At 43.5% G+C, this 22,797-nt stretch carries 22 protein-coding genes and 1 tRNA gene; 12 read left to right on the forward strand and 11 right to left on the reverse strand.

Features of this window, described 5'->3' with window-relative positions; all coding sequences use genetic code 11:
• From FTV14_RS10775 to FTV14_RS10790, 4 genes are all read right to left on the reverse strand, one after another.
• Positions 1-205 (reverse strand): DUF4372 domain-containing protein (locus FTV14_RS10775; protein WP_180012377.1); only part of this gene is annotated, 205 nt, incomplete at its 3' end.
• Positions 206-320: 115 nt separating this feature from the next.
• On the reverse strand, positions 321-743 hold the full coding sequence (locus FTV14_RS10780; RefSeq protein WP_034170828.1) for a YqaA family protein: 423 nt from the start codon (positions 741-743) through the stop codon (positions 321-323).
• Positions 744-750: 7 nt separating this feature from the next.
• Positions 751-1,041, reverse strand: coding sequence for a hypothetical protein (locus FTV14_RS10785; RefSeq protein ID WP_159123055.1), 291 nt, complete (start codon positions 1,039-1,041; stop codon positions 751-753).
• Positions 1,042-1,113: 72 nt separating this feature from the next.
• Positions 1,114-1,734, reverse strand: a complete 621-nt coding sequence (locus FTV14_RS10790; RefSeq protein ID WP_004783581.1) for a glutathione S-transferase N-terminal domain-containing protein — start codon at positions 1,732-1,734, stop codon at positions 1,114-1,116.
• A gap of 310 nt (positions 1,735-2,044) precedes the next feature.
• Between FTV14_RS10790 and FTV14_RS10795 the strand changes: the two genes are divergently transcribed.
• From FTV14_RS10795 to FTV14_RS10805, 3 genes are all read left to right on the forward strand, one after another.
• Positions 2,045-2,509 carry an Hsp20 family protein gene (locus FTV14_RS10795; protein ID WP_004783582.1) on the forward strand — a complete coding sequence of 155 codons (465 nt, stop codon included), beginning with the start codon at positions 2,045-2,047 and terminating at the stop codon, positions 2,507-2,509.
• Positions 2,510-2,608: 99 nt separating this feature from the next.
• Positions 2,609-3,160 (forward strand): hypothetical protein, encoded by a 552-nt coding sequence (locus tag FTV14_RS10800; RefSeq protein WP_034590072.1) that lies wholly within the window; start codon positions 2,609-2,611, stop codon positions 3,158-3,160.
• Positions 3,161-3,385: 225 nt separating this feature from the next.
• A complete protein-coding gene (locus FTV14_RS10805) occupies positions 3,386-3,781 on the forward strand; it encodes a hypothetical protein (RefSeq protein ID WP_004783587.1) in 396 nt (131 codons plus the stop codon).
• Between the two features lie 61 nt (positions 3,782-3,842).
• Here FTV14_RS10805 and infC read toward each other — a convergent pair whose 3' ends face one another.
• The 4 genes from infC to FTV14_RS10825 form a co-directional block, all read right to left on the reverse strand.
• Complete coding sequence (gene infC / locus FTV14_RS10810; RefSeq protein WP_081400954.1) at positions 3,843-4,394, reverse strand: translation initiation factor IF-3; 552 nt, start codon at positions 4,392-4,394, stop codon at positions 3,843-3,845.
• 5 nt (positions 4,395-4,399) lie between these two features.
• Entirely contained in the window at positions 4,400-6,322 is a 1,923-nt protein-coding gene (gene thrS / locus FTV14_RS10815; RefSeq protein ID WP_004783592.1) for a threonine--tRNA ligase, read from the reverse strand.
• Between the two features lie 227 nt (positions 6,323-6,549).
• Positions 6,550-7,719: an alanine racemase gene (locus tag FTV14_RS10820; protein ID WP_180053903.1), complete on the reverse strand. Its 1,170-nt coding sequence runs from the start codon at positions 7,717-7,719 to the stop codon at positions 6,550-6,552.
• Positions 7,720-7,731: 12 nt separating this feature from the next.
• A complete protein-coding gene (locus FTV14_RS10825; RefSeq protein ID WP_180053904.1) occupies positions 7,732-9,015 on the reverse strand; it encodes a D-arabinono-1,4-lactone oxidase in 1,284 nt (427 codons plus the stop codon).
• Between the two features lie 241 nt (positions 9,016-9,256).
• On the opposite strand from FTV14_RS10825, the gene FTV14_RS10830 reads away from it, so the two are divergent.
• A complete protein-coding gene (locus tag FTV14_RS10830; RefSeq protein WP_180011732.1) occupies positions 9,257-10,900 on the forward strand; it encodes an acyl-CoA synthetase in 1,644 nt (547 codons plus the stop codon).
• Positions 10,901-11,163: 263 nt separating this feature from the next.
• On the opposite strand, the gene FTV14_RS10835 is transcribed toward FTV14_RS10830, so the two are convergent.
• Positions 11,164-11,250: transfer RNA gene (locus tag FTV14_RS10835), tRNA-Leu, on the reverse strand.
• A 167-nt stretch (positions 11,251-11,417) separates the two neighbouring features.
• Here FTV14_RS10835 and queA point away from each other — a divergent pair.
• The 8 genes from queA (at position 11,418) to secF (ending at position 19,677) form a co-directional block, all read left to right on the forward strand.
• The gene (gene queA, locus FTV14_RS10840; protein ID WP_180011730.1) at positions 11,418-12,452 is read left to right on the forward strand and encodes a tRNA preQ1(34) S-adenosylmethionine ribosyltransferase-isomerase QueA; all 1,035 of its coding nucleotides are present in this window, start codon (positions 11,418-11,420) and stop codon (positions 12,450-12,452) included.
• A gap of 18 nt (positions 12,453-12,470) precedes the next feature.
• A complete protein-coding gene (locus FTV14_RS10845) occupies positions 12,471-13,499 on the forward strand; it encodes a hypothetical protein (RefSeq protein ID WP_180053905.1) in 1,029 nt (342 codons plus the stop codon).
• A 25-nt stretch (positions 13,500-13,524) separates the two neighbouring features.
• Complete coding sequence (locus tag FTV14_RS10850) at positions 13,525-14,094, forward strand: LemA family protein (RefSeq protein ID WP_179992981.1); 570 nt, start codon at positions 13,525-13,527, stop codon at positions 14,092-14,094.
• 112 nt (positions 14,095-14,206) lie between these two features.
• Entirely contained in the window at positions 14,207-15,061 is an 855-nt protein-coding gene (locus FTV14_RS10855; protein ID WP_180053906.1) for a DUF4303 domain-containing protein, read from the forward strand.
• 122 nt (positions 15,062-15,183) lie between these two features.
• A complete protein-coding gene (gene tgt / locus FTV14_RS10860; protein ID WP_004783611.1) occupies positions 15,184-16,314 on the forward strand; it encodes a tRNA guanosine(34) transglycosylase Tgt in 1,131 nt (376 codons plus the stop codon).
• A 100-nt stretch (positions 16,315-16,414) separates the two neighbouring features.
• A complete protein-coding gene (gene yajC / locus FTV14_RS10865) occupies positions 16,415-16,744 on the forward strand; it encodes a preprotein translocase subunit YajC (RefSeq protein WP_004783613.1) in 330 nt (109 codons plus the stop codon).
• 52 nt (positions 16,745-16,796) lie between these two features.
• On the forward strand, positions 16,797-18,695 hold the full coding sequence (secD, locus tag FTV14_RS10870) for a protein translocase subunit SecD (protein ID WP_159123076.1): 1,899 nt from the start codon (positions 16,797-16,799) through the stop codon (positions 18,693-18,695).
• Between the two features lie 7 nt (positions 18,696-18,702).
• A complete protein-coding gene (gene secF, locus FTV14_RS10875; RefSeq protein ID WP_180053907.1) occupies positions 18,703-19,677 on the forward strand; it encodes a protein translocase subunit SecF in 975 nt (324 codons plus the stop codon).
• 49 nt (positions 19,678-19,726) lie between these two features.
• On the opposite strand, the gene FTV14_RS10880 is transcribed toward secF, so the two are convergent.
• Both FTV14_RS10880 and FTV14_RS10885 read right to left on the reverse strand, forming a co-directional pair.
• Entirely contained in the window at positions 19,727-20,383 is a 657-nt protein-coding gene (locus FTV14_RS10880) for a hypothetical protein (protein WP_180053908.1), read from the reverse strand.
• A gap of 93 nt (positions 20,384-20,476) precedes the next feature.
• Positions 20,477-22,786: a bifunctional (p)ppGpp synthetase/guanosine-3',5'-bis(diphosphate) 3'-pyrophosphohydrolase gene (locus FTV14_RS10885; RefSeq protein ID WP_179992984.1), complete on the reverse strand. Its 2,310-nt coding sequence runs from the start codon at positions 22,784-22,786 to the stop codon at positions 20,477-20,479.
• Positions 22,787-22,797 lie beyond the last annotated feature (11 nt).

Below are 22,797 nucleotides of genomic sequence, written 5' to 3' on the forward strand. Positions count from 1 at the left end.
TTTCCTGTTGGCACTCCAAATTGGATTGAATATCTCTCAGACTTTGCCTACAAGAGAATTGAGACATCAATATGGCAATAAACTGATCCCACCGGGAAGCCGCTCTAAATTTCTGTCCAACATGGTGTACTTTAGCAAGTTGTTCAAAATCCTGTCGCACAAGAGGTTTAATTAGCTCATGAAATACGGTATTCTGATGGGACAAAACCTGAATCCTGGTCGTTAAAGTGTTTGTTTGCACTCATATTTTAACTGTTAGGACTCAGGTTTTTTTATTTAAAGCAAACTATGGGACAGCAGTGGGCTTTATGCCTCTTTTTTTAAAACATCGCATAAGCCCAATAGACAAACAGATAACGTCCAATTTTGGCAATACTGACTATCAAGATAAAACGGGTAAAATTTTCCTTAAGCAAACCGGCAATTAACGTAATTGGATCGCCAATAATCGGCACCCAGCTCAGCAATAATGACCAATAGCCGTATTTCTGATAGGTACTTTGGGCTTTCAGCATCTGCTGCTCAGAGACTGGAAACCATTTTTTATGCTTATATTGCTCAATCTTGAACCCCAGATACCAGTTCACACAGGAACCCAAGATATTTCCAGCACTTGCAATCATGATGAGCAAGGCCGCCGAATAGCTCCCTTGCCATAATAAACCCAGCAAAACCGCTTCCGACTGCAGCGGTAATAAAGTGGCTGCACCAAAAGCGGCAAGAAAGAGCAGAAACAGGGACATCCCGAGACTAACGGCTTAAACCCAGTTTTTTCTTGGCTTTAAGATATTCCCAATTCGCCCAGACTATAGCCATAACCATGACCAAAATACGTGACCATTGATATTTCTGGGTGATCGGCTCAAGAGCTGTATTTAAAATCTGACGATCTTTGGTATTCAAGGCACTGATCACCTGATCCACATGCACAATTTCAGCAACGAACAGCAGCAGACAAGCTGCGATACCGAAAATAATACTCCAGTAAATTCGAGGATTCGTTTCCACGATTTTAGTAAAGTTCAGGAAAAAATCTTTCATATACTCACCCAATAAAAAACCACCCAAAGGTGGTTTAATCTACTTTTATCTAGTTTAGCACAAAGGCCAGACTTATCTGACCTGTATTGCTAACGCTCTTTGCACCGCTGGACGCGCAGTCAGGCGTGTCACATATTCCTGTACTTCCGGATAATCTGCCAGATCAATTTGCTGCCATTCATGACGTAACACCCATGGCAAAATAGCCATATCCGCAATCGAATACTCACCGGCTACATATTTTTGACCAATCAGCTGTTTGTTCAGAACCCCGTATAGACGCTTGGTTTCATTAACATAACGATCAGTAGCATATGGGATACGCTCAGGAGCAAAACGGCTAAAGTGATGATTCTGCCCCAGCATCGGACCCAAGCCACCCATTTGCCACATCAGCCACTGTTCAACTTCAACACGTTGCTGCTCATCATCCGGATAAAACAGGCCGGTTTTACGACCCAAATATTGCAGAATCGCGCCAGATTCAAAGACTGAAATCGGTTCGCCACGCGGGCCATCCTGATCTACAATCGCAGGAATTTTGTTGTTTGGAGAGATACGTAAAAAATCAGGTTGAAACTGATCATTTTCCAGAATATTGATCGGAAAAATTTTATATTCCAAGCCCATTTCTTCTAATGCGATGGTAATTTTATGGCCATTGGGCGTTCCCCAATAATAGAGATCAATCATGTTATTACCTGTTACCTTTTCGTTTTTACATGACATTATTGAAATTTGATCTAGTTATAGCATGATTTAAAGCCCTACTTCCGCATATTTTGTTATAGATTCAGCAGTAAAATCGCTAAATTTAAAGCATTATTTTTAGCCCAAGATGGGTTCAAATATTTTTAAATCTTGAGGCTTGAAAAGCTTCGCCTCAATCCTATATTAGAAATAGAGCAATGATCTATTCAGGAGATTGTTTCTAATCACTGAGTTCATATTGAAGAATTGCATGTTGTTTAAAAAACTTTTCTGAGATCAGGAGGTAAGATCAATGAGCAATTTCAGTCTTAGCCCACTATTCCGTCGTAGTATCGGTTTTGACCGCTTTAATGACCTTTTTGATTATGCAATGCAAAGTGAGGCACCGAACTATCCACATTACAACATTGAAAAAACCGGCGACAACAATTACCGCATTGTGGTTTCTGCTGCCGGATTCAATGAAGACCAGCTAGAGATCAATCTGGAAAATCAGGTTCTGACCATTAGCGGTAAAGCGGTGGAAGAAAATTCAGATACGACTGTGGAATTCCTGCATAAAGGCATCGCCCACCGTTCATTCAAATTGTCTTTAAGACTGGATGAACATGTAGAGGTACAACAAGCTGAATTTGAAAATGGTTTATTGAAAATCGAATTGCAGCGCAATGTGCCAGAAGAAAAATTGCCTCGTCAGATTCCGATTGGCAAAAAACTGTTAGCTGAAAAAAATGAATCTAACGAGCAGCAAAGCTAATCACCTGCCAAAAGAAAGACCCGAATGGGTCTTTCTTTTTTAGGACAGAATCCTTAAGCTTGAAAGTGTTCAATTTTCACTCATTATAAAAATAATAATATGAGCACATCAGATATTATTCTGTTTCATCAAAGTGCCCAGACGATGAAACATATGGGACTTCTCCTTCTTTGCTATCCCATTGGGATTTTGATGACCTTATACCTTCATACTCCAGATCCTCCTTCCAGTTTTATTCGAGGATTGGTATTTTTATGGCAGGAGTCTCCAAGCTTTTATGGCTATATGCTGGGTTTCCTGATGCTATCGCTCTTGGTATATAGCATTAAACTAAAAATCACCTCGCGGACAATTTATTACACTTTGGCAGGTTACCGGATCAGCCTGTGTTTATATCGTGAAGCCGTCCATTATAGCTTTATCAATCCTCAATATGATTCAATTAAGGCACGTACCAAACGCTGGCTAACCAGACTTCCCGCTCATCAAATTAATCAGCGAGATGGCACTCTCGATTTTATTCTTTGTCAGTCCAGTTGGCGCGACCGGCTCTGTTTAAGATTATTCCGGATTCATTTATCGATGTTTTCCCGTCAGCAAGCTAAAGAAATTATTCAGGCCATGCACAGTGCTTGGAATTTAAGATCATAAAAGCTGATTCAAAAACACTTTTAACTATATGGTTTAAGCTGAAAGAAATTTATCTCATCAGATTCCAAAGGATAAAAAGCAGTTATTAAAAAATGGTGTTCTGGTTGGGACTTTCCCCTATCACCACATATAGTTGATTTACATAAAATTTCGGCTATGCTTTTCTGAAACAGAATAAAACATTCAATAAATACCATAGATAAAAAAATCTGCCGTAGGTGCACTATGAATTATGTCCGTCGCAACGCCCTAAGTCCATTCATGCTATTGGGCTTGCTCTTCTTTTTATTGATTGTCATTTTACTGCTATTGTTTGGCTGGCCACATTATAAAGTTTGGAAACAAGGGATGGATGGTCAGGCAGCATTGGCTGAAGCAGAACAATCTAAAATGATTCAAGTGCAAGTTGCAAAAGCGGAACTGGAAAGTGCCAAACTGCGTGCAGAAGCTATTAAACTCGTTGGGCAGGCAGCTAAAGATTATCCTGAATATCGCAAGCAGGAATTTATTGGTGCATTTGGTGAAGCCCTACGTGAAGGTCGTATTCAACAAATAATTTATGTACCCACTGAGGCCAATATTCCGATTGTAGAAGCAGGAAAATCCTACCCTACTCAATAAAAAATTAAGTTACCTCATAAAAAAGCCCTGCAAATGCAGGGCTTTTTTCATCAAGAGATGCTTACTTTTTCTTTTTAGGACCAAGCAGCATACCCATTTGACGACCTTCCATTTTTGGTGCTTGTTCAACAACACCATATTCAACGACGTCTGCTTCAACTTTTTGCAGTTGAGCCAGACCCAGTTGCTGGTGAGCCATTTCACGACCACGGAAACGCAGGGTAATTTTAACCTTGTTTCCTTCTTCAAGGAATTTGATGATTGCACGTAATTTTACGTTGTAATCACCTACATCTGTCGCAGGACGTAGCTTGATTTCTTTCACCTGGACTTGATGTTGTTTTTTCTTCGCTTCTTTCTGCTTTTGTTTCAGATCAAACAAATGCTTATTGAAGTCCATGATTTTGCAAACAGGTGGCTCAGCATTGGCTACGATCTCAACAAGATCAAGCTCAACATTTTCTGCTGCGCGCAATGCTTCCGCAAGGCTTACAATACCTTTTTGCTCACCATTTTCGTCTACAAGACGAACTTCTTTAGCACGAATTTCATCATTCAAGGCAGGACGGTTTGATTTATTACCGCCCTGTTGATTACGGTCAGGCTGTTTAATCGCTGTTACTCCACAATGTACCGGCCGCGTTCGGCAACGGCTGCTTTTACTAAGTCAACGAAAGCATCGATTGACATAGTACCCAAATTTTTTCCTGAGCGGGTACGGACATTCACAGTACCTTCCTCTACCTCACGGTCCCCAAGTACCAATAAGTAAGGAATACGCTCTAAAGTACGTTCACGAATCTTAAAGCCGATTTTCTCATTTCTCAAGTCAGAAATTGCACGAATTCCGTTTTCTTTAAGTTTCGCGACGACTGACTCACAAGCCTCGGCTTGAGCATCAGTAATATTCATGACACACGCTTGCACTGGTGATAACCAAGGTGGCATAAAGCCCGCGTAGTGTTCAATCAGTATACCAATAAAACGTTCGAAACTGCCAAGAATTGCACGGTGCAACATCACAGGCTGATCACGATCGTTGTCTTCAGTAACATAAGAGGCATCCAGACGTTCTGGAAGGTTGAAGTCACATTGAATGGTACCACACTGCCAGATTCGGCCTAAGCAGTCTTTCAATGAGAATTCGATCTTCGGACCGTAGAATGCACCTTCACCTGGTTGTAAATCCCAATCTAGGCCAGCAGCATCTAAAGCATCTGCCAAAGATTTTTCTGCCATATCCCAAAGTGCATCATCACCCACACGTTTTTCAGGACGTGTAGATAACTTCATTTGTACTTCTTCAAAGCCAAAATCTTTGTATACGTCTAGTGTCAATTTGATAAAGTCTGCAACTTCAGTACCGATTTGTTCTTTAGTACAGAAAATATGCGCATCATCTTGGGTAAAACCACGTACACGCATGATGCCGTGTAAAGAACCCGATGGCTCGTTACGGTGACATGAACCAAACTCCGCTAAACGGATTGGAAGATCACGATATGATTTTAAGCCCTGGTTGAACACTTGCACGTGACAAGGACAGTTCATCGGTTTTACAGCGTAGTTACGGTTCTCTGAATGAGTCGTAAACATGTTTTCAGCATAGTTCGCTGCGTGACCTGATTTTTCCCAAAGCGTGAAATCCACCACTTGTGGTGTACGGATTTCAAGGTAACCATTTTCTTGCTGAACTTTACGCATGTATTGTTCAAGCACTTGGTAAATGGTCCAGCCGTTTGGATGCCAGAACACCATACCTGGTGCTTCTTCCTGCATATGGAACAAGTCTAAGGCTTTACCAATTTTACGGTGATCGCGTTTTTCAGCTTCTTCAATACGCTTGATATAAGCTGCGAGCTGTTTCTTATCCGCCCAAGCTGTACCATAGATCCGTTGTAGCTGTTCGTTTTTCGCATCACCGCGCCAGTAAGCACCAGAGATTTTAGTCAGCTTGAATGATTTTAGGAATTTGGTATTTGGTACGTGCGGACCACGGCACATATCCAGATAGTCCTGATGGTAGTACAGGCCCATTTGAGTTTCTTCAGGCATGTCTGCGATCAGGCGCAATTTGTATTCTTCACCACGGGCTGTGAATTCTGCAATCACTTCATCACGCGGAGTCATTTTTTTCACGACATCATAGTCTTGATCGATGAGCTTTTTCATACGCTCTTCAATCGCAGCCATGTCATCTAAAGTAAATGGACGTGGCATCCAGATGTCATAGTAGAAACCTTCTTCAATGACTGGACCAATGACCATCTTTGCTTCTGGGAACAATTGCTTAACGGCATGACCCACCAAGTGTGCGCAAGAGTGACGAATAATTTCGACACCTTCTTCATCTTTAGGCGTGATGATTTGTAAGGTTGCGTCTTCAGTAATCAGATCGCACGCGTCCACTAGACGATCGTTTACACGACCTGCAACGGTATTTTTTGCAAGACCAGGACCGATGCTTTGAGCAACTTCCATCACAGATACGGCGTGATCAAACTGTTTTTGATCGCCATTTGGCAAAGTGATAATTGGCATATGAAATCCTTAAGGAGTGATGCCCCGTACCATGGAGCATGTCACCGCGAGATTATGATCGAGGGAGAACCTCAAAAGATAAAAACGGTGGATAAATAAAAAATCGCCTAGAATTTTACACGGCTTGAGCCAATGATTAAACCTTTTCCCTAATAAAAATAGGATTTATCACCAAAAAGTTCTTTTGAGCTGCAATGAGTTAAGATCATTATTCACTCAAGAATTATTTATTCTCTAAAGGTTTGCCACGCTTCAAATTGCCTTTCAGCATAGACACACAATTGAGAAAACTGGGGAATGATGGCTTCGCTTTGAGTTGGTCTTAAAAACACATAATCATCGACTTTCAGTTCGCAAGATTTCGATACCAGAACCATTTCCTGATTGCTACTGCGTCCATATAAAATATGCGGCTGGCTTTTTTCTGGAAAATAATAGTCCGCCTGCCAGTAGCCACCATAAATAAATAATGCTTTATACTGATGCGGTAGATAATTAAATACTTCCAGACCGGGAATCTGGCCATAAGGCAGCACTTTTAAAATTGGTGTGGCAATCCACAAGGCACATTTTAAAGCAGAGAGATTTTTCAGATCGAAGTCACTGGGTTTAAGTAGCATGGAACCAAAAGCCAGATCATTACAAACACTCTGCTGGCAATGCTGCATAAAGGTCGGACTGCCGCCACCATTAAAACATAGGTTTTCATGCCATAAATCAGGAAATTGCTGTTGCAGCGTCATCTTGAATTTTTGATAAATCTGCTGTGATTGCTGATAACTTTTTTCAGGACTTTTAAGAATTTTTGGCAGTTTAGCTACATGCGCATCGTAGCCCATTAATCCGGAGAATTTTAGAGACAAAGGATGCTGCTGAATCAGCTTGAGTAGGGCTATAAACTGCTCCTGACTGTTCACCCCTCCGCGATGCAGCCCTACATCAATTTCAATATTCACATTCAGGCAAAGATTCAGGCTTTGGGCGAGTTGCAGATACTGCTCCAGACGTGCCTGACTATCGATCAGCCATTGAATATTTACTTGAGTATTTAAGTCCATTTGACCAAACCAGCTTTGATAAAAGCGCTGCGCTGCATGAACCGGCATTGGCTTACCGAGTAGAATGTCCGCTTGCTCAAATGCTCCGATAATTTCCCGAAGATGTGGCAGATGAAATACCATAAAACGCTGGGTATTCAGCTTTTCACTAGCGAATTGAAGCAACTCAGTACTGGACAGAGATTTCACCACCAGACGAGGCTTTAACTGCGGAGGTAGTTTTGCCTGCACAACATCCAGATTATGCTGATACTGAACCAAATCCAGAATCAGTTGTGGTGTACCTGTACCCTGCTGTTTTAGGTCTTGAGTCAGTTGCTGAAAATAAGTTGATTGCATCTTCCACTCCTGCTACTTAGCCAGAAACAGTTGTTTTAAGTATGGATTCAGCCATTTTTGCTGCGGATCTAGCTGCTGACGTAGCGCCATAAATTCATCCCATCTTGGATATAAGTCGTGCAGTGATGCGGCATGCATGCTATGCAATTTCCCCCAATGCGGTCGCCCCTGATATTTCTGAAAAATCGGTTCCACTAGATTAAAAATGACATAATAATCCTGCTTATAAAACTGATGGATAGAAATTGAAACTGAATCCCGCTGATAGAACGGACTAAGCCAGATATCATCCGCTTTGACATAACGAAACTCGATCGGAAAGAACATCGGCACACGATGCTGCCTTAAACAATGCAGCACTTCTTCCAGACACTGCAAGCCTAGTTCGACCGGAATCTGATATTCCATTTCATTAAATCGGGTATTACGCGGTGTGGGGAAAATCTGACTGGACCAATCCACAAAACAGGTCGGTTTGACAAAAACACCGAGCAGCTTTTGCAGATAAGGATTGGTAGACGGCAATAACCGTGTCAATTCCGAGCACAACATTAATAAACTATCTTCTGATGGCCAGCTTTCTTTTCTCGGCTGAATGCATTCATCCGTTTCATCCAGCGTTTTCAGCATGACCTGATCAGCATACAGAAAAGCCCAAAACTCAATATGCCGATACTGATGTTTCCATTGATCGATATTGGAAAATATGTCTTTTAACGGACACAACCGGATCTGTTCTTTTAATTTATAACGCGGCCGATTTTGCAGGGTGATTTTGGTGAGTATTCCGAGACTGCCCAGTACTACCCGCCCTGCCTGAAAAATTTCCGTATTTTGCTGCTCATCACATTGCAATAATTCGCCATCTGCAGTCAGTAATTCAAAGCCTTGAACGAAAGCAGATAAACACGGCAAATCAATTCCCGTGCCATGCGTACCGGTCGAGACTGCACCCGCCAGACTTTGCTGATCAATATCACCTTGATTGATCAAAGCCTGATTAAGAGGGGCTAGATATTCACCCAACTCATATAAACGCGTACCTGCCTGTACAGTACATTGAGCTGTCGCTTCATCTGCATCTATCACGCCTTTGAAATGATCCAGACGAATCAAGACCTCATCGGTTTTGGCTAGTGCACTGAATGAATGTCCTGCACCCACCACACGAATCTGCGCATGTGACTTCACCAGATTTTGCAATTCATTAATTTCTTTAGGCTCAAAAATTTGAGGAGAACTGTACTGGCTACCTGACCAGTTGCGCCATGTTGCATCCGCCTGTTGTATTTTCATTATTATTCCTTGGCTGAGGCTATATTTAACACCCATTTAGAGTAAAATACCTAAAAAGGCAAATATGGGAACCCATAGGTTCAAAAAAATCGGTGCTTAAAAATAATTTTATTAATATTCAATTATTTAAATTTTTAAAATTATACATTCGCACTCGACTAAAGCATAACTGCAAGACTTCCAAGAATTGCATATCTTTTTTAACAGGATATGAAAAATAAATATAGAACGGAGTTTTACAATGGTTAAGGCATACGATGAATTACCGCGCACCCCTGCCAATTTTGTAGCGCTGTCACCTTTACGCTATCTCGATCGCGCGGCTTATATCTACCCGAATCAAAATGCGATCATTCATGGTAAGCGTCGTATTACCTGGCGTGAAAAATACAATCGTTGCCGTCAGTTTGCCCACCAGCTCCAGAATTTAGGCATCGGTAAAAATGACACCGTTTCAGTTTTACTGCCAAACGTACCTGCGATGATCGAAGCACACTTTGCTGTGCCAATGGCGGGTGCGGTCCTGAATACTTTAAATACCCGTCTGGATGCCAAAACATTGGCGTTCATGCTGGAACATGCTGAGACCAAAGTACTGCTGGTCGATCCAGAATTTTCTGCAGTTGCAACAGAAGCTTTGGCATTGGTTCCACAGCAAGACATTTATGTGATTGACGTGACTGATGAGGAATTTGAGGGTGAAGATACCCGTATCGGCCAGATTGAATATGAAGACTGGCTGGCTCAAGGCGATGCCAATTTTGAATGGCATTTACCGGATGATGAATGGAATGCGATTAGCCTGAACTACACTTCTGGAACCACAGGTAACCCGAAAGGCGTGGTTTACCATCACCGTGGCGCCTATATTAATGCAGCCAGTAATATCATTGCCTGTGGCATGATGCCACGTGCCACTTACTTATGGACCTTACCGCTATTCCACTGTAATGGCTGGTGCTTTGCCTGGACCATGGCAGCCAATGGCGGTACGAACGTCTGTTTACGTAAAGTTGATCCGGAACTGATCTTTAAACTCATTGCTGAACATAAAGTGGATTATTTCTGCGGTGCACCCATTGTGCTGTCGATGCTGATCAATACCCCTGAAGAGAAAAAGACCAAGTTTGATCATCGTGTCGAAGTGATGGTGGCGGGTGCTGCGCCTCCTGCTGCAATCATTGAGGGCATGCGCAATATCGGTATTAATGTGACTCATGTCTATGGTCTAACTGAGACCTACGGCCCTTCTGCGCTCTGTGCGTCTCAGGCAGGCTGGTCAGATCTGTCGATTCAGGAGCAGGCGCAATTGCATTCTCGTCAAGGTGTACCATATCCGCTGCAAGATGGCATGAAAGTACTTGATCCTGACACTATGCAGGAAGTGCCACATGATGGTCAGACCATGGGTGAAATCATGTTCCGTGGCAACATCGTCATGAAAGGTTATTTAAAGAATCCGGAAGCAACTGCAGAAGCCTTTGCCGGTGGCTGGTTCCATACTGGCGATCTGGCAGTATGCCAACCTGATGGTTATGCAAAAATCACTGACCGCTCTAAAGATGTGATTATTTCGGGAGGTGAAAACATTTCATCGCTGGAAGTGGAAGAAGTGCTCTATCAGCATCCTGCTATTCTCACGGCAGCCGTGGTGGCAAAACCAGATCCTCGCTGGCAGGAAGTGCCATGTGCCTTTGTCGAACTGAAAGTAGGACAAACTGCCACAGCAGAAGAGATTATCGAATTCTGCAAGCAACATCTGGCGCGTTTTAAAGTACCTAAAGATGTGGTGATTACCGAGATTCCAAAAACTTCAACCGGGAAATTGCAGAAATTTATCCTGCGTGACTGGGCCAAAGAACGCTCAACGGGTGAATTTTCTTAATTTATTAAGACTGTAATATCTAGCTCCACTCCTGAATTTTATTTTTGATGGTGAAAAAGAAAAATTTGATGAGTGGGGCTTTTTTATATTCAGAATAAAGACAATTTGTTTATTTAGGTGCTGATTAAGGTACTTATTCTGAAATAACTCTTTCAAAATTGAAAAAAAAGAATGCAATCAATCAAAGAAGCTCACATCCACATGCTTATTTTTAGGCAATAAAAAACCCCAAGACTTAATATGCTTGGGGTTCTTCAGAATTTTGGTCCCGAGGGTCGGACTCGAACCGACACGTCATCTCTGACAGCGGATTTTGAGTCCGCCGCGTCTACCAATTTCACCACCTCGGGAGTGGATGACGGCTATATTACTCTGTTTCAAAAACTTGTCAACGCAGAAAAAACACATTTGCCTAATTTTAAAACAATTCTTATTTTTTTGTTTTATAATCGAGCAATTCCCGCCATAAAAAAGAAAAAAGTTTATACTAGCCGCAGTTTTTTTATCGTAAATTGTCATGCAACTTTCTGATTTTAGTTTCGATCTCCCTGATGAGCTGATTGCTCGCTATCCTCTTGAACAACGTAGTGCTTCCCGCCTGTTACACCTTGATGCACATGGCCAATATCACGATCACCAGTTCACCGATATTCTGGATTTATTGAATGAAGGCGATTTGCTGGTTCTGAACGATACCAAAGTGATGAAAGCGCGTCTGAAAGGTAAACGTGCCTCTGGTGGTGCAGTTGAAGTACTGGTTGAGCGTATGATGGATCAGTTCATTGCGCATTGTCATATCAAGGCCAGCAATACACCTAAAGCTGGTGCAGAATTATTTATTGGTCCAGATGAAGTCAAAGTCACCGTTCAAGGCCGTCATGAAAATCTGTTTATTGTCGAGTTTTCTCAGCCGATTCTGGATGTGCTGGATAAATACGGCGCGCTACCAATTCCACCCTATTTCAACCGTGAAGCGGAAGAGATTGATACGGTTCGTTATCAAACCGTTTTCAATGATCCGACAAAACTGGCCAGCGTTGCTGCTCCTACCGCTTCCCTGCACTTCGATGAAGAATTGCTGAAGAAACTGGAAGAAAAAGGCATTCAGAAAACCTTTGTGACCTTGCATGTCGGTGCAGGTACTTTCCTGCCAGTTCGTACCAATGATATCGAAAACCATATCATGCACAGCGAATGGTGTCAGGTATCGGATGAATCCATGGAATTGATCAAAGCCACCAAAGCACGTGGTAATAAAGTGATTGCTGTCGGTACGACCGCAACCCGTGCGACCGAAAGTGCGGCTCAGGCCAATGGTGGTGAACTGAAAGGCTGGACCGGTGATACTCAAATCTTCATCTATCCGGGTTATGAGTTCAAAGTGGTGGATCGTCTGATTACCAACTTCCATTTACCGGAATCTACCCTGCTCATGCTGGTTTCGGCTCTATCTAACCGCGAAAACATCCTGAATGCTTACAAGCACGCGGTTGAAAGCAAATACCGCTTCTTCAGTTATGGCGATGCCATGCTGATTGATCAAGCGCAGTAATCAGCAGGAACCGTCCCGATGCCGATCGAGTCTGTGCAGCACTCCATTCATATTCGACGTAAGAAAAATGAAGTGGTGTTTCGCAATATCGCACGGCTCTGGGATCTGGGTCGTCAGGCCAAAAGCTATCAGGAATTATTGGATGGCTTGCACCCCTGGAATGGCCCAATTAGCTTAAAATTTGAAAATAATTTACCGCTTGCTCTGGCCGGAATCGGACTCTTTCTGATTGGCTGCATCTTTGTAGCGCCTGCCAATATCTGGATGCAAAGCGGTGTTTTCTTTGGATGCCTATTGGTATTCTGGGCTTATATCAGCTATGAACATCGAAAGCCACTGGATGAAGTCATTCGTTATCTGGAAGATGAGGCGCTCGCCAAAAAATACCAGCTGGCTTTTCAGAGGCAGCCACAACATATTTCTATTCCACTGAATCCCCTACATTTTATTAGCCATTTAAAACGTCTGTTCCCGGTATTTAATCAGGGCTCTCTGAGTAATGAAATTTCACGCTATGCCAGCACCGTCTGGGAAGATGAAGATGGTCAACAACATCAGGTTCTAGTCTTTCAATATCATTATGTACATGAAGTTCAGGTACGCAATAAGGAAGGTCAACCGGTCAAACTGACCCAGGTACATAAAGACCTTTGGGGGGTATTTGTTTTTGATGTTCAGATTCAGGGGCTAGCCGTGACTACCTCCAGAAAGAAATTTCATTATCCTTATGCTTATCCCTGGCACAGCAGCGACATTCGCACCAACCAGAAGTTAAATTTCTTTGGCAGTGATCCGATGCAAATGGCCAAAATGCTCACGCCTGGTTTTGTACTTCGACTAGCGGACTTTTTTGAACAGCGTCAGGGCGATTTATTGTTTCACCCGGAAAGCCATATACTCTGCTATCTGGGACCACATGATTTATTTGAGGTATCCAGTAAACACGATAAAATTAACGATATTTCCACATTGCGTGGCCATCTCAGAACGTTTAAATTAATAGAATTGGAAAAGTTACATACTGATCTGACGCAATTTTTAAAATAATTATTTTTTTCTGGGGACTACTTTTATGGGATTTTTTGTTTTTGTCATTATCCCGCTTCTGGTCATTATTGCCATTATCATGATTCGTAACAGCATTGTGCGTCATCATAACTCCACTATTCGTGCATGGTCCGATGTCGCCAACTATGAGCGGCAAAAACTAAAAATCCTGGATGGTCTGCAACCTCTGGTTGAGCAATATTCCAGTTTTGAAAAAGGAACTTTAGAGAAAGTCACTGAACTGCGCCAGAACATTATGAGCCTGAATATTCAGGATGCCGATATTGCCCAGTTACAACGGGTTGAAAACCTGAATAAAGAACTGATGCGCAGCCTGAATGTGGTGATTGAAAACTACCCTGAACTGAAAGCTAATGACATTTATCTGAAAATGATGAATGAAATTGAAGAACAGAATGAAAATGTCGGCGCTGCAATTACCATCTACAACCGCAATGTCGAACTCTTCAATAACCAGATTCAGATTTTCCCGCACAATATTATCAATAACATGTTTCTCAGAAAGAAAGCAGTACGCCCTTTCCGTGACCAGACCGTGACTCAAAACTTTGACTATCGTCCGAACTTTCACTGAGAAAAAATCATTACATTTTATAGTTTTTGATTTGCAATACATTGGCTTATGATGCAATAGCGAGAGATAAAGCAATACACTTATAAAAACCCAATAAAAAGAATAAAAAATCATGCTGGATTATTTAGAACACTTGCAACAGACGCTGGTCAAGGAATTTTATCAGCTGTATGACCGCTATCAGGATGATCACATCTATGCCTGTAGTTTGGTCTTTGATGAATTTTTGCTGCTGGATGATCTGGCGATTTCCACAGAACGTAGCATTTTTCAGGACCCTGAAGATTCACAGCAATATCTGGCCGAACGGGATCGCTGGAATGTACGAAAATGGCGCTATAAAAGCCAAAGCTCTTCACAATCTGAACTCATGCCTTTTAAAACTTTGCTGGCAGAGTATTTTAAAACCCAGCATAGTTTTGGCCATCCTGTCTTAGCTCAACAAAAACAGCTTCCTGCTACTCACTTGGATTTATTGCTAGAAACTTTTAAACAAGCCAAACGCAAATTATCTGAAGCTTATGGTCTGGATCTAGATTCGATTATTTTTTTCCTCAGCGTTCCGATCCAACCCGAATGTGAATGCCAATCTGCACTTGAACTCAATTCCGACAGTCGCTTATTGCAGGACTTTTTAGCTTTCAGACAGACCCTGTCTCAACCGAGAGTCAATAAACGTTTAAAACTCTCACAAAGTGATAAGGATATTCTGATTGATCTGGAACAAATGCTGGCTATGGAACCTTATGACTATTTGCAAGTGGCGCAGGATGCCTATTTACTGACGCTGGAATCCTATTTTATCGACAGCAATATCTATATCCAAAAATTGATCCAGCATATTGCTGCCATGGCGGCTGAACCTGATGGTAGCTGTGCCTTGAGCCGGGAAGAAATTATGCAGCGTTTACAGCAATTTTCTGCAAACTTACCTCTTTCACCTGATATTTCCTCTATTCATCGATAAATAAAATTACAGAGTGAATTCTCTACAATGCTGGCGTTTAAGGTCAGAATCAAGGAAAATAGCGCCCTTTAATTCGCATTAGTAATCAGCGAACTGTTTTTTCGCCTTGATTTGGAACTCTTATGAAGTTTGAAAAATTAGGTCAGTCGGGTCGTGCCCGTCGTGGTCGTTTAACGCTTGAACATGGCGTAGTAGAGACACCCGTCTTTATGCCAGTTGGTACTTATGGCACGGTTAAAGGCATGTTGCCACGTGATGTTGAAGGTATTAAAGCACAGATTATCCTCGGTAATACTTTCCACTTATACCTGCGTCCGGGCCTTGAAGTCATCAAGCAGCATGGTGGCCTGCACGGTTTCATGAAATGGGATAAACCGATTCTGACTGACTCAGGCGGCTTCCAGGTCTTCAGTCTGGGTGCAATGCGCAAGATTGAAGAAAAAGGCGTGACCTTCCGCTCCCCGATCGATGGTTCAAAAGTTTTCCTTTCACCTGAAATTTCAATGGAAATTCAGCATACGTTGAACTCCGATATTGTGATGATTTTTGATGAATGTACGCCTTATCCTGCAACCCATGAAGAAGCGCAGAAATCTTTGCAGCTATCTTTACGCTGGGCTGAGCGCTGCAAGAAACATCATCATGATGAACTCAACAATAAAAATGCCCTGTTCGGGATTATTCAGGGCGGGATGTATGAAGACCTGCGTGATGAGTCCTTAAAAGGCCTGCTTGAGATTGACTTCGACGGTTATGCGATTGGCGGTCTGTCTGTCGGTGAACCGAAAGAAGAAATGATCAAGGTGCTGGATTATCTTCCGAACAAAATGCCGGAAAATAAACCGCGTTACCTGATGGGTGTCGGCAAACCGGAAGATATCGTTGAAGGCATCCGTCGCGGTGTAGACATGTTCGACTGCGTCATGCCAACCCGAAATGCACGTAACGGTCATTATTTCGTGACCGATGGTCTGGTGCGTATCCGTAACAGCCAATACCGTCATGATCAAAGCCCGCTTGATCCACATTGCGACTGCTATACCTGTCAGAACTTTACCCGCGCTTATCTGTTCCATTTAGAGAAATGTGGAGAAATGCTGGGTTCTATGCTCGGTACCATCCATAACCTGCGTTATTACCAGCGTTTTACCGAAGATATCCGCAATGCGCTGGATAACGGAACTTTTGATGAATTTGTTCAGGACTTTTACGCTCGTCGTGGCCTGGAAGTTCCACCTTGTCCACAAGATTAATCTTTCAGCATTTGCGCTGAGGAAAAAGACAGGGTAAATTGCAAGAATATGTCAATTTATTATCAAGTTGATCACCAGTTTTTTATTTTAGGAAAATGAAATGAGCCTATTTATTTCGACTGCTCACGCTGCAGGTGAAGCTGCACAACAACCAAGCTTGATGGCTAACCTTTTGATGATTGCGGTTTTTGTTGCAATCTTCTATTTCCTGATCTGGCGCCCTCAATCAAAACGTGCCAAAGAGCACCGTGCTCTGGTTGACAGCCTTGGCGTAGGCAGCGAAGTCGTTTTTGCAGGCGGCTTAATGGGCAAAATCACTAAAATTGAAGGTGATTTCGCAGTCGTTGAGTTGAGCCGCGGTGTAGAAGTCAAAGTTCAACGTGCGAGTGTGATCTCAGTTCTGCCTGAAGGCACTTTAAATAACATTTAATCAAAATTAGTCGTGCTCCCCGCACGACTTTTTCATTTTAAGAAGAAAACGAATGCGTTACCCAGCATGGAAATATGTGCTGATCCTGGTTGTCCTGGTGGTCAGTACTTTATATGCCCTGCCAAGTTTGTATCCAGATGAACCTGCTGTACAGATTTCGGGTGCCAAAGCCGGTACTCAGATTGACGCAGGCATCGTACAAAAAGCAGAGCAGATTTTAACAACTGAAAATATTGCAACTCACGACAATAGCTTTAGTAATAACGCTGCTTTATTACGTGTAAATTCAAGTGAAGCACAGCTGAAAGCCAAAGAAGCTTTACGCCGTGGTTTAGGTGATGAATACGTCGTAGCACTTAACCTTGCTCCAACCACTCCAGAATGGCTACAGAAAATTGGTGCCAAACCAATGAAACTGGGTCTGGACTTACGTGGTGGTGTTCACTTCCTGCTCGAAGTGGATATGGACAAGGCGATTGCACAGCGCATGGACACCTCAGCAACTGACCTGCGTCGTCAGCTGCGTGATAACAACCTGAAATTCAATAGCCTGAATTTAAGCAATAACACCATTGTTGTGCAGTTTGCCAATAATGATGATCGTGCTGCCGTCATGGATTTCTTGCGCCGTAATGGCAATGAATTCAATCAGCAGGCAGTGGCGACTGAAACCGGTTCGACTTTACGCCTCAACTATACCGATACGCGTAAGCAGGAAATCGAATCTTATGCGGTGAACCAGAACTTAACTACTTTACGTAACCGTATTAACGAGTTAGGTGTGGCTGAAGCGCTGGTACAAACCCAAGGTAGCAACCGTATTGTGGTTGAACTTCCGGGTGTACAGGATACCGCAGAAGCAAAACGTGTCTTGGGTCGTACGGCGAACCTGGAATTCCGTCTGGTGTCTGATCTGAATGATCAATACATCGATCCTTATACTGGCCAATTAAGTGGTACAGCTCCAGCAGGAACTCAGGCATTTGCTTATGAATCTCTGGACAGTGGTCGTCAGTTATTGCTAAACCGTAACCGTATTTTGACCGGTGAACGTGTACAAAATGCATCTTCTGGCTTTAGTCAGGATACTGGTGGTGCTGAAGTTAACATTACCTTGGACAGCGCTGGCGGTAAATTGATGGCAGATGCCACACGTAATGCCGTAGGCAAACGTATGGCGGTACTGTTCATCGAGAACAAGCAAAAGATCAGCTACGTAGAAGACCCGGCAACAGGTGCACAAACTGAAGTGCGTACACCATATACCGAATCTGTGGTGATTAACGCTGCTACCATTCAGGCAGTATTGGGTTCTCAATTCCGTATTACCGGTCTGGACTCACCTCAGGAAGCTTCTGAGCTTGCCTTGATGCTACGTGCTGGTGCTCTGGCTGCGCCAATGTATTTCGTTGAAGAACGTGTGATTGGTCCAAGTCTGGGTCAGGAAAATATTGATAAAGGCGTACTCTCTACCCAAATCGGCTTCATTCTAGTAGCGATCTGGATGGTCGTATTCTTCCGTCTGTTTGGTGTAATTGCCAACTTTGCGCTGGTCGTTAACCTGGCGATGATTCTGACAGTGATGTCGTGGATTGGCGCTTCCCTCACCCTGCCGGGTATCGCGGGTATCGTGATTACCATCGGTATGGCGGTCGATGCCAACGTACTGATCTGTGAGCGGATACGGGAAGAAATGAAATGGGGCGCCTCGCCGAAACAGGCAATTGTGGCCGGTTATGATCGAGCCTATAACACCATTTTCGACTCGAACTTAACTACCTTCCTGGTCGCGTTCATTCTGTTTGCAATTGGTACTGGTCCAATCAAAGGCTTTGCTGTAACACTGATGATTGGTATTGTCTGCTCGATGTTTACGGCGATTACCGTAACCCGTGCGATCGTACAGATCATCTATGGCAAAAAACGTAACTTGAAAAAGTTGAGCATTTAGGAGATCGATGATGACTGAAAATACTCAACTGAATCAGAAACAGTACGGTCGCCCTGAAGACGAACGTATCATTCCGTTTATGAAGATTGCATTGCCTGCGGCAGTGTTCTCTATCATCCTGACGGTTGCCAGCATCTTCTTTATTGCGACAAAAGGCTTGAACCTCGGTCTGGACTTTACTGGTGGTGTCTCAGCAGAGCTGAACTATACCAATCCGGTAAAACCTGATGATGTAACTCAGGCACTCAGCAAAGCTGGCTTTGATGATGCGGTCGTGCAAACGCTGGGCTCGGAACGTGACCTGATGGTACGTATGCCGGTTCAGGAAGATATTGAAGCAGAAGACCTTACCAAAGCCGTTACTGCAGCAGTTCAGCTGCCAGGCAATGCGGCTCAGGTACCTAAGGTCGATGTAGTCGGTGGACAGGTCGGTAACGAGCTGTATGTGCGTTCTGCGGGTGCAGTTGCTCTTGCCCTCTTGTTGATGCTGGTCTATGTCACCATCCGCTTTGAGTTCAAACTGGCGATGGGTGCTGTACTGTCATTGTTCCACGATATCGTGGTGACGATTGGTATTTTTGCCATGATGCAATGGCCATTTGACCTTACGGTTCTGGCTGCACTACTGGCGATCATCGGTTTCTCACTTAACGATAATATCGTGGTCTCTGACCGTATCCGTGAGAACTTCCGTAAGATCCGGGGTGCCGAACCTGTTGAAATTATCAATATTGCCTTGACTGAAACCTTACGCCGTACCATTCATACTTCTATGACTTTATTACTGGTTGTAGTGGCCATGATGATCATGGGCGGTGCTGGTCTGAAATGGTTCTCGATTGCGATGTTTGTGGGTGTCTTTGTTGGTACCTATTCTTCGATCTATGTCGGTACAGCCTTCGCCCTATGGCGTGGTCTGAATCGTCAGGACTTTATTGTTCAGGTGAAACCAGAATTTGAAGACGAAAATCAGCTTCCATAAGCGATCCGTTTTCGATTTCCCTATTCAGCCCATCTTATGATGGGCTGAATTATTTCTGGTCTAAAAAAATTGAATGCTGAGGCACTATGGCAATCACAGGATGGATTCTAGCTACATCAGACTTTTGGAAACTGACCTTGCGGCTTTCATCCAGACTTTGGATCTGATAGCTGTCCTGGTTTTCCGACATCAGCTCCACAATGAGTTGCAGTCCATTAATTAAATAAAGACACGCCAAGCCAGATGACTGTAATACAGCTTGCGCATCACAGACCAACCACCAGCCTGCTTTTAGGCTCGGAAAATAATATTGTCCTGTGACCTGAATGGCATAATGCTGAAGCTCCAATTTAAGCCATGGTAAAAGTCTTTCTGCCGAATCTATAGTTTTCATTTTAAAGGCTTGCTGCTCAACAACCTGCATCTGGAACAAATTCATTTTTACAGGACTAGATGCCAATTCAATAACAGGTGCTTGAGCACGATCCAATATTAAACTTTCCAGGCCCAGTTGCTGCTCCAGCTCGCGTGCGGCCTTCTCTCCAATCTGGCGCTTACTGTTCAATAGCTGGGTAATATAGGCTGCAGACAGACCAAAGTGCTCGCAAATCTCTTTGCCATTTTTAAACTGCTGGCTATCAATCAACTGATCGATTACTTTGGCCAGATTATTTCGTCTCAGTTCAAATATTTCCGTGGCACTCATGTTTATTATTTGCTCTTTTCCCTCTTCAGCACACCTTATAACAAAAAAGCCCGCAATTGAAATGCGGGCTTTTCTAATCATGCCTAAAAAGAATCAGTTACCTTGAACCAGACGGCGGGCACTGATAATTCCCGGCTGCTGTTCAAGACGGGCCAATAATTTGGAAAGTTGAGCCAAGCCTTTAACTTCGATCAACAGCTTCATATTGGCAATACCATCTGCTTCAGAAATAGTATTTACCTGACGGATATTGATCTGATCCGAGAAAATCACCTGAGTCAGATCTTTAAGCAAACCACGACGGTCATAGGCTTCCACCACAATCTGCACGCTCTGACCGCGAGTCGGCTGCATTTCCCAGTCGGCTTCTACCGCACGTTCCGGTTCCTGCGAGATCATGCGTACATAATCCGGACAAGCCACCTTATGGATGCTTACACCGCGATTCAGCGTAATATAACCCGCAATCGATTCACCATGCACCGGCTGACAGCACTGGGCTACATGCAGTTCGACGTTATCCAGACCATCAATCAGAATACCATGTGCAGACAAAGTATGGCTGGCACGCGGATTCAACGCCGGTTTCAGCACCAGTTCAGGCTCATCCTGATCCAGATGCATATGACGGTTCACCTGATTGATCAGGGCATGCAGGCTGATATCACCATTCACCAGACCAATCAGAATGTCTTCACCACTTTTCACATTGAAATGGTTGCAATAATCACCCAAGTCGATTGATTTCGGGTGAATTGCTAGACGTGCCAATTCTTTATTCAGAATTTCACGACCCACTTCCAGATTCTTACTGCGATCCTGCTGACGGAACCAGTGACGTAACTTGTCACGGGCACGTGCAGTCTTGATATAACCCAGTGAATTAACCAACCAGTCCCGATTTGGTTCACGGTCTTTCTTGGTCAGAATCTCAACCTGTTCCCCGGTTTTCAAGGCATAGGTTAAAGGTACATAGCGCTGGTTGACCCGGGCTGCATAGCATTTGTTGCCGACTTCCGTATGTACATGATAGGCAAAGTCGAGTACGGTTGACCCTCGTGGTAACTCTTTAATATCACCATCACGGCTGAACACATAGATTTTTTCAAAGCCTTCAAAATCTTGAATATGCTCAAAATTTTCAACTTCCTCTTCTTCATCCTTATGTGCACTGGCTTCATTGCGTTCCTGATAATGCTCAATCACTGCACGCAGGGAGTGCAGACGATGATTAAAGGAAGTATCGGTATTTTTCGAACCTTCCTTATAGTTGAAGTGTGAGCATACGCCAAGTTCAGCCTCTTCATGCATCGTATAAGTACGAATCTGCACTTCAAGTGACTTGTTTTCCGCAATCACAGCTGTGTGTAAAGAGCGATAACCATTGGCCTTCGGATTGGTAATATAGTCATCAAACTGATGCGGAATATGTCGCCACAATTGATGTACGATCCCGAGCGTGTGATAACACTCAGGCACACTTTTCACCAATACACGCAGCGCACGGATGTCATACAGCTGGTCGAAGCTCAGGCTTTTGCTTTTCATTTTCCGATAGATCGAATAAATGTGCTTCACCCGGCCGTTAATTTCAGCTTCAATGCCGTGTTCTGCCAGCTCTTCACGCAATTTATCAATCACGAACTGAATATATTGTTCACGTTCCAGACGCTTTTCATTCAGCAAAGAGGCAATTTCTTTATAGCGTTCTGGCGCCAGATAGCGGAAGGCCAGATCTTCGAGTTCCCATTTCAACTGGGCAATCCCGAGACGATGCGCTAGAGGAGAATAAATGGTGAGAATTTCTCGTGCGACCCGTTCTTGCCGTTCACGTGAAGAATTGGCCAGTTCGCGCAGTGCATAGGTACGTTCTGCCAGCTTGATTAACACGACGCGGACATCTTCTGTCACTGAAATCAGCATCTTGTAAATGCCAGATAGATGTTCACGCTGGTTATTATTAAAGTGATCTTCCAGGCGTTTATTTTTTTCAATCAGCTCAGACAGCTTACCCATGGACAGCGTGCCTTTGACCAGACTGTAGACCTGTTCACCGAATTTTTCCTGCACTTCTGCCAGTGGCATGACGCCTTCACGTACTGCGCGGTAAAGCATGGCAGCGGACAAGGTATCTTCATCGACATAGAGATGCGCGAGAATATCCGCCATTTCAATACCGGTATAGAAGGTATTAGAGCGATGCTGAATCGTACTTTGTAGCTCTTTTTCTAAGGTTAAACGGGCAACTTCTTCGAGCTGCTTCAGGGGAGCCCCGTCTAATATGCCACGAACCCGATCTAACCATTCAGTCAGATCCTGCTGTGCTTGTTCGGCATGTTCTACAGTCGCCTCCTGTGACAACTCAGTGAGCCGCCCAGGCAGTTGCTCACGTACTGTGACCATACCCTTCTCCT

Origin of the sequence: Acinetobacter sp. YH12236, assembly GCF_013417645.1 — a bacterium.
Classification (GTDB): Bacteria; Pseudomonadota; Gammaproteobacteria; order Pseudomonadales; family Moraxellaceae; genus Acinetobacter.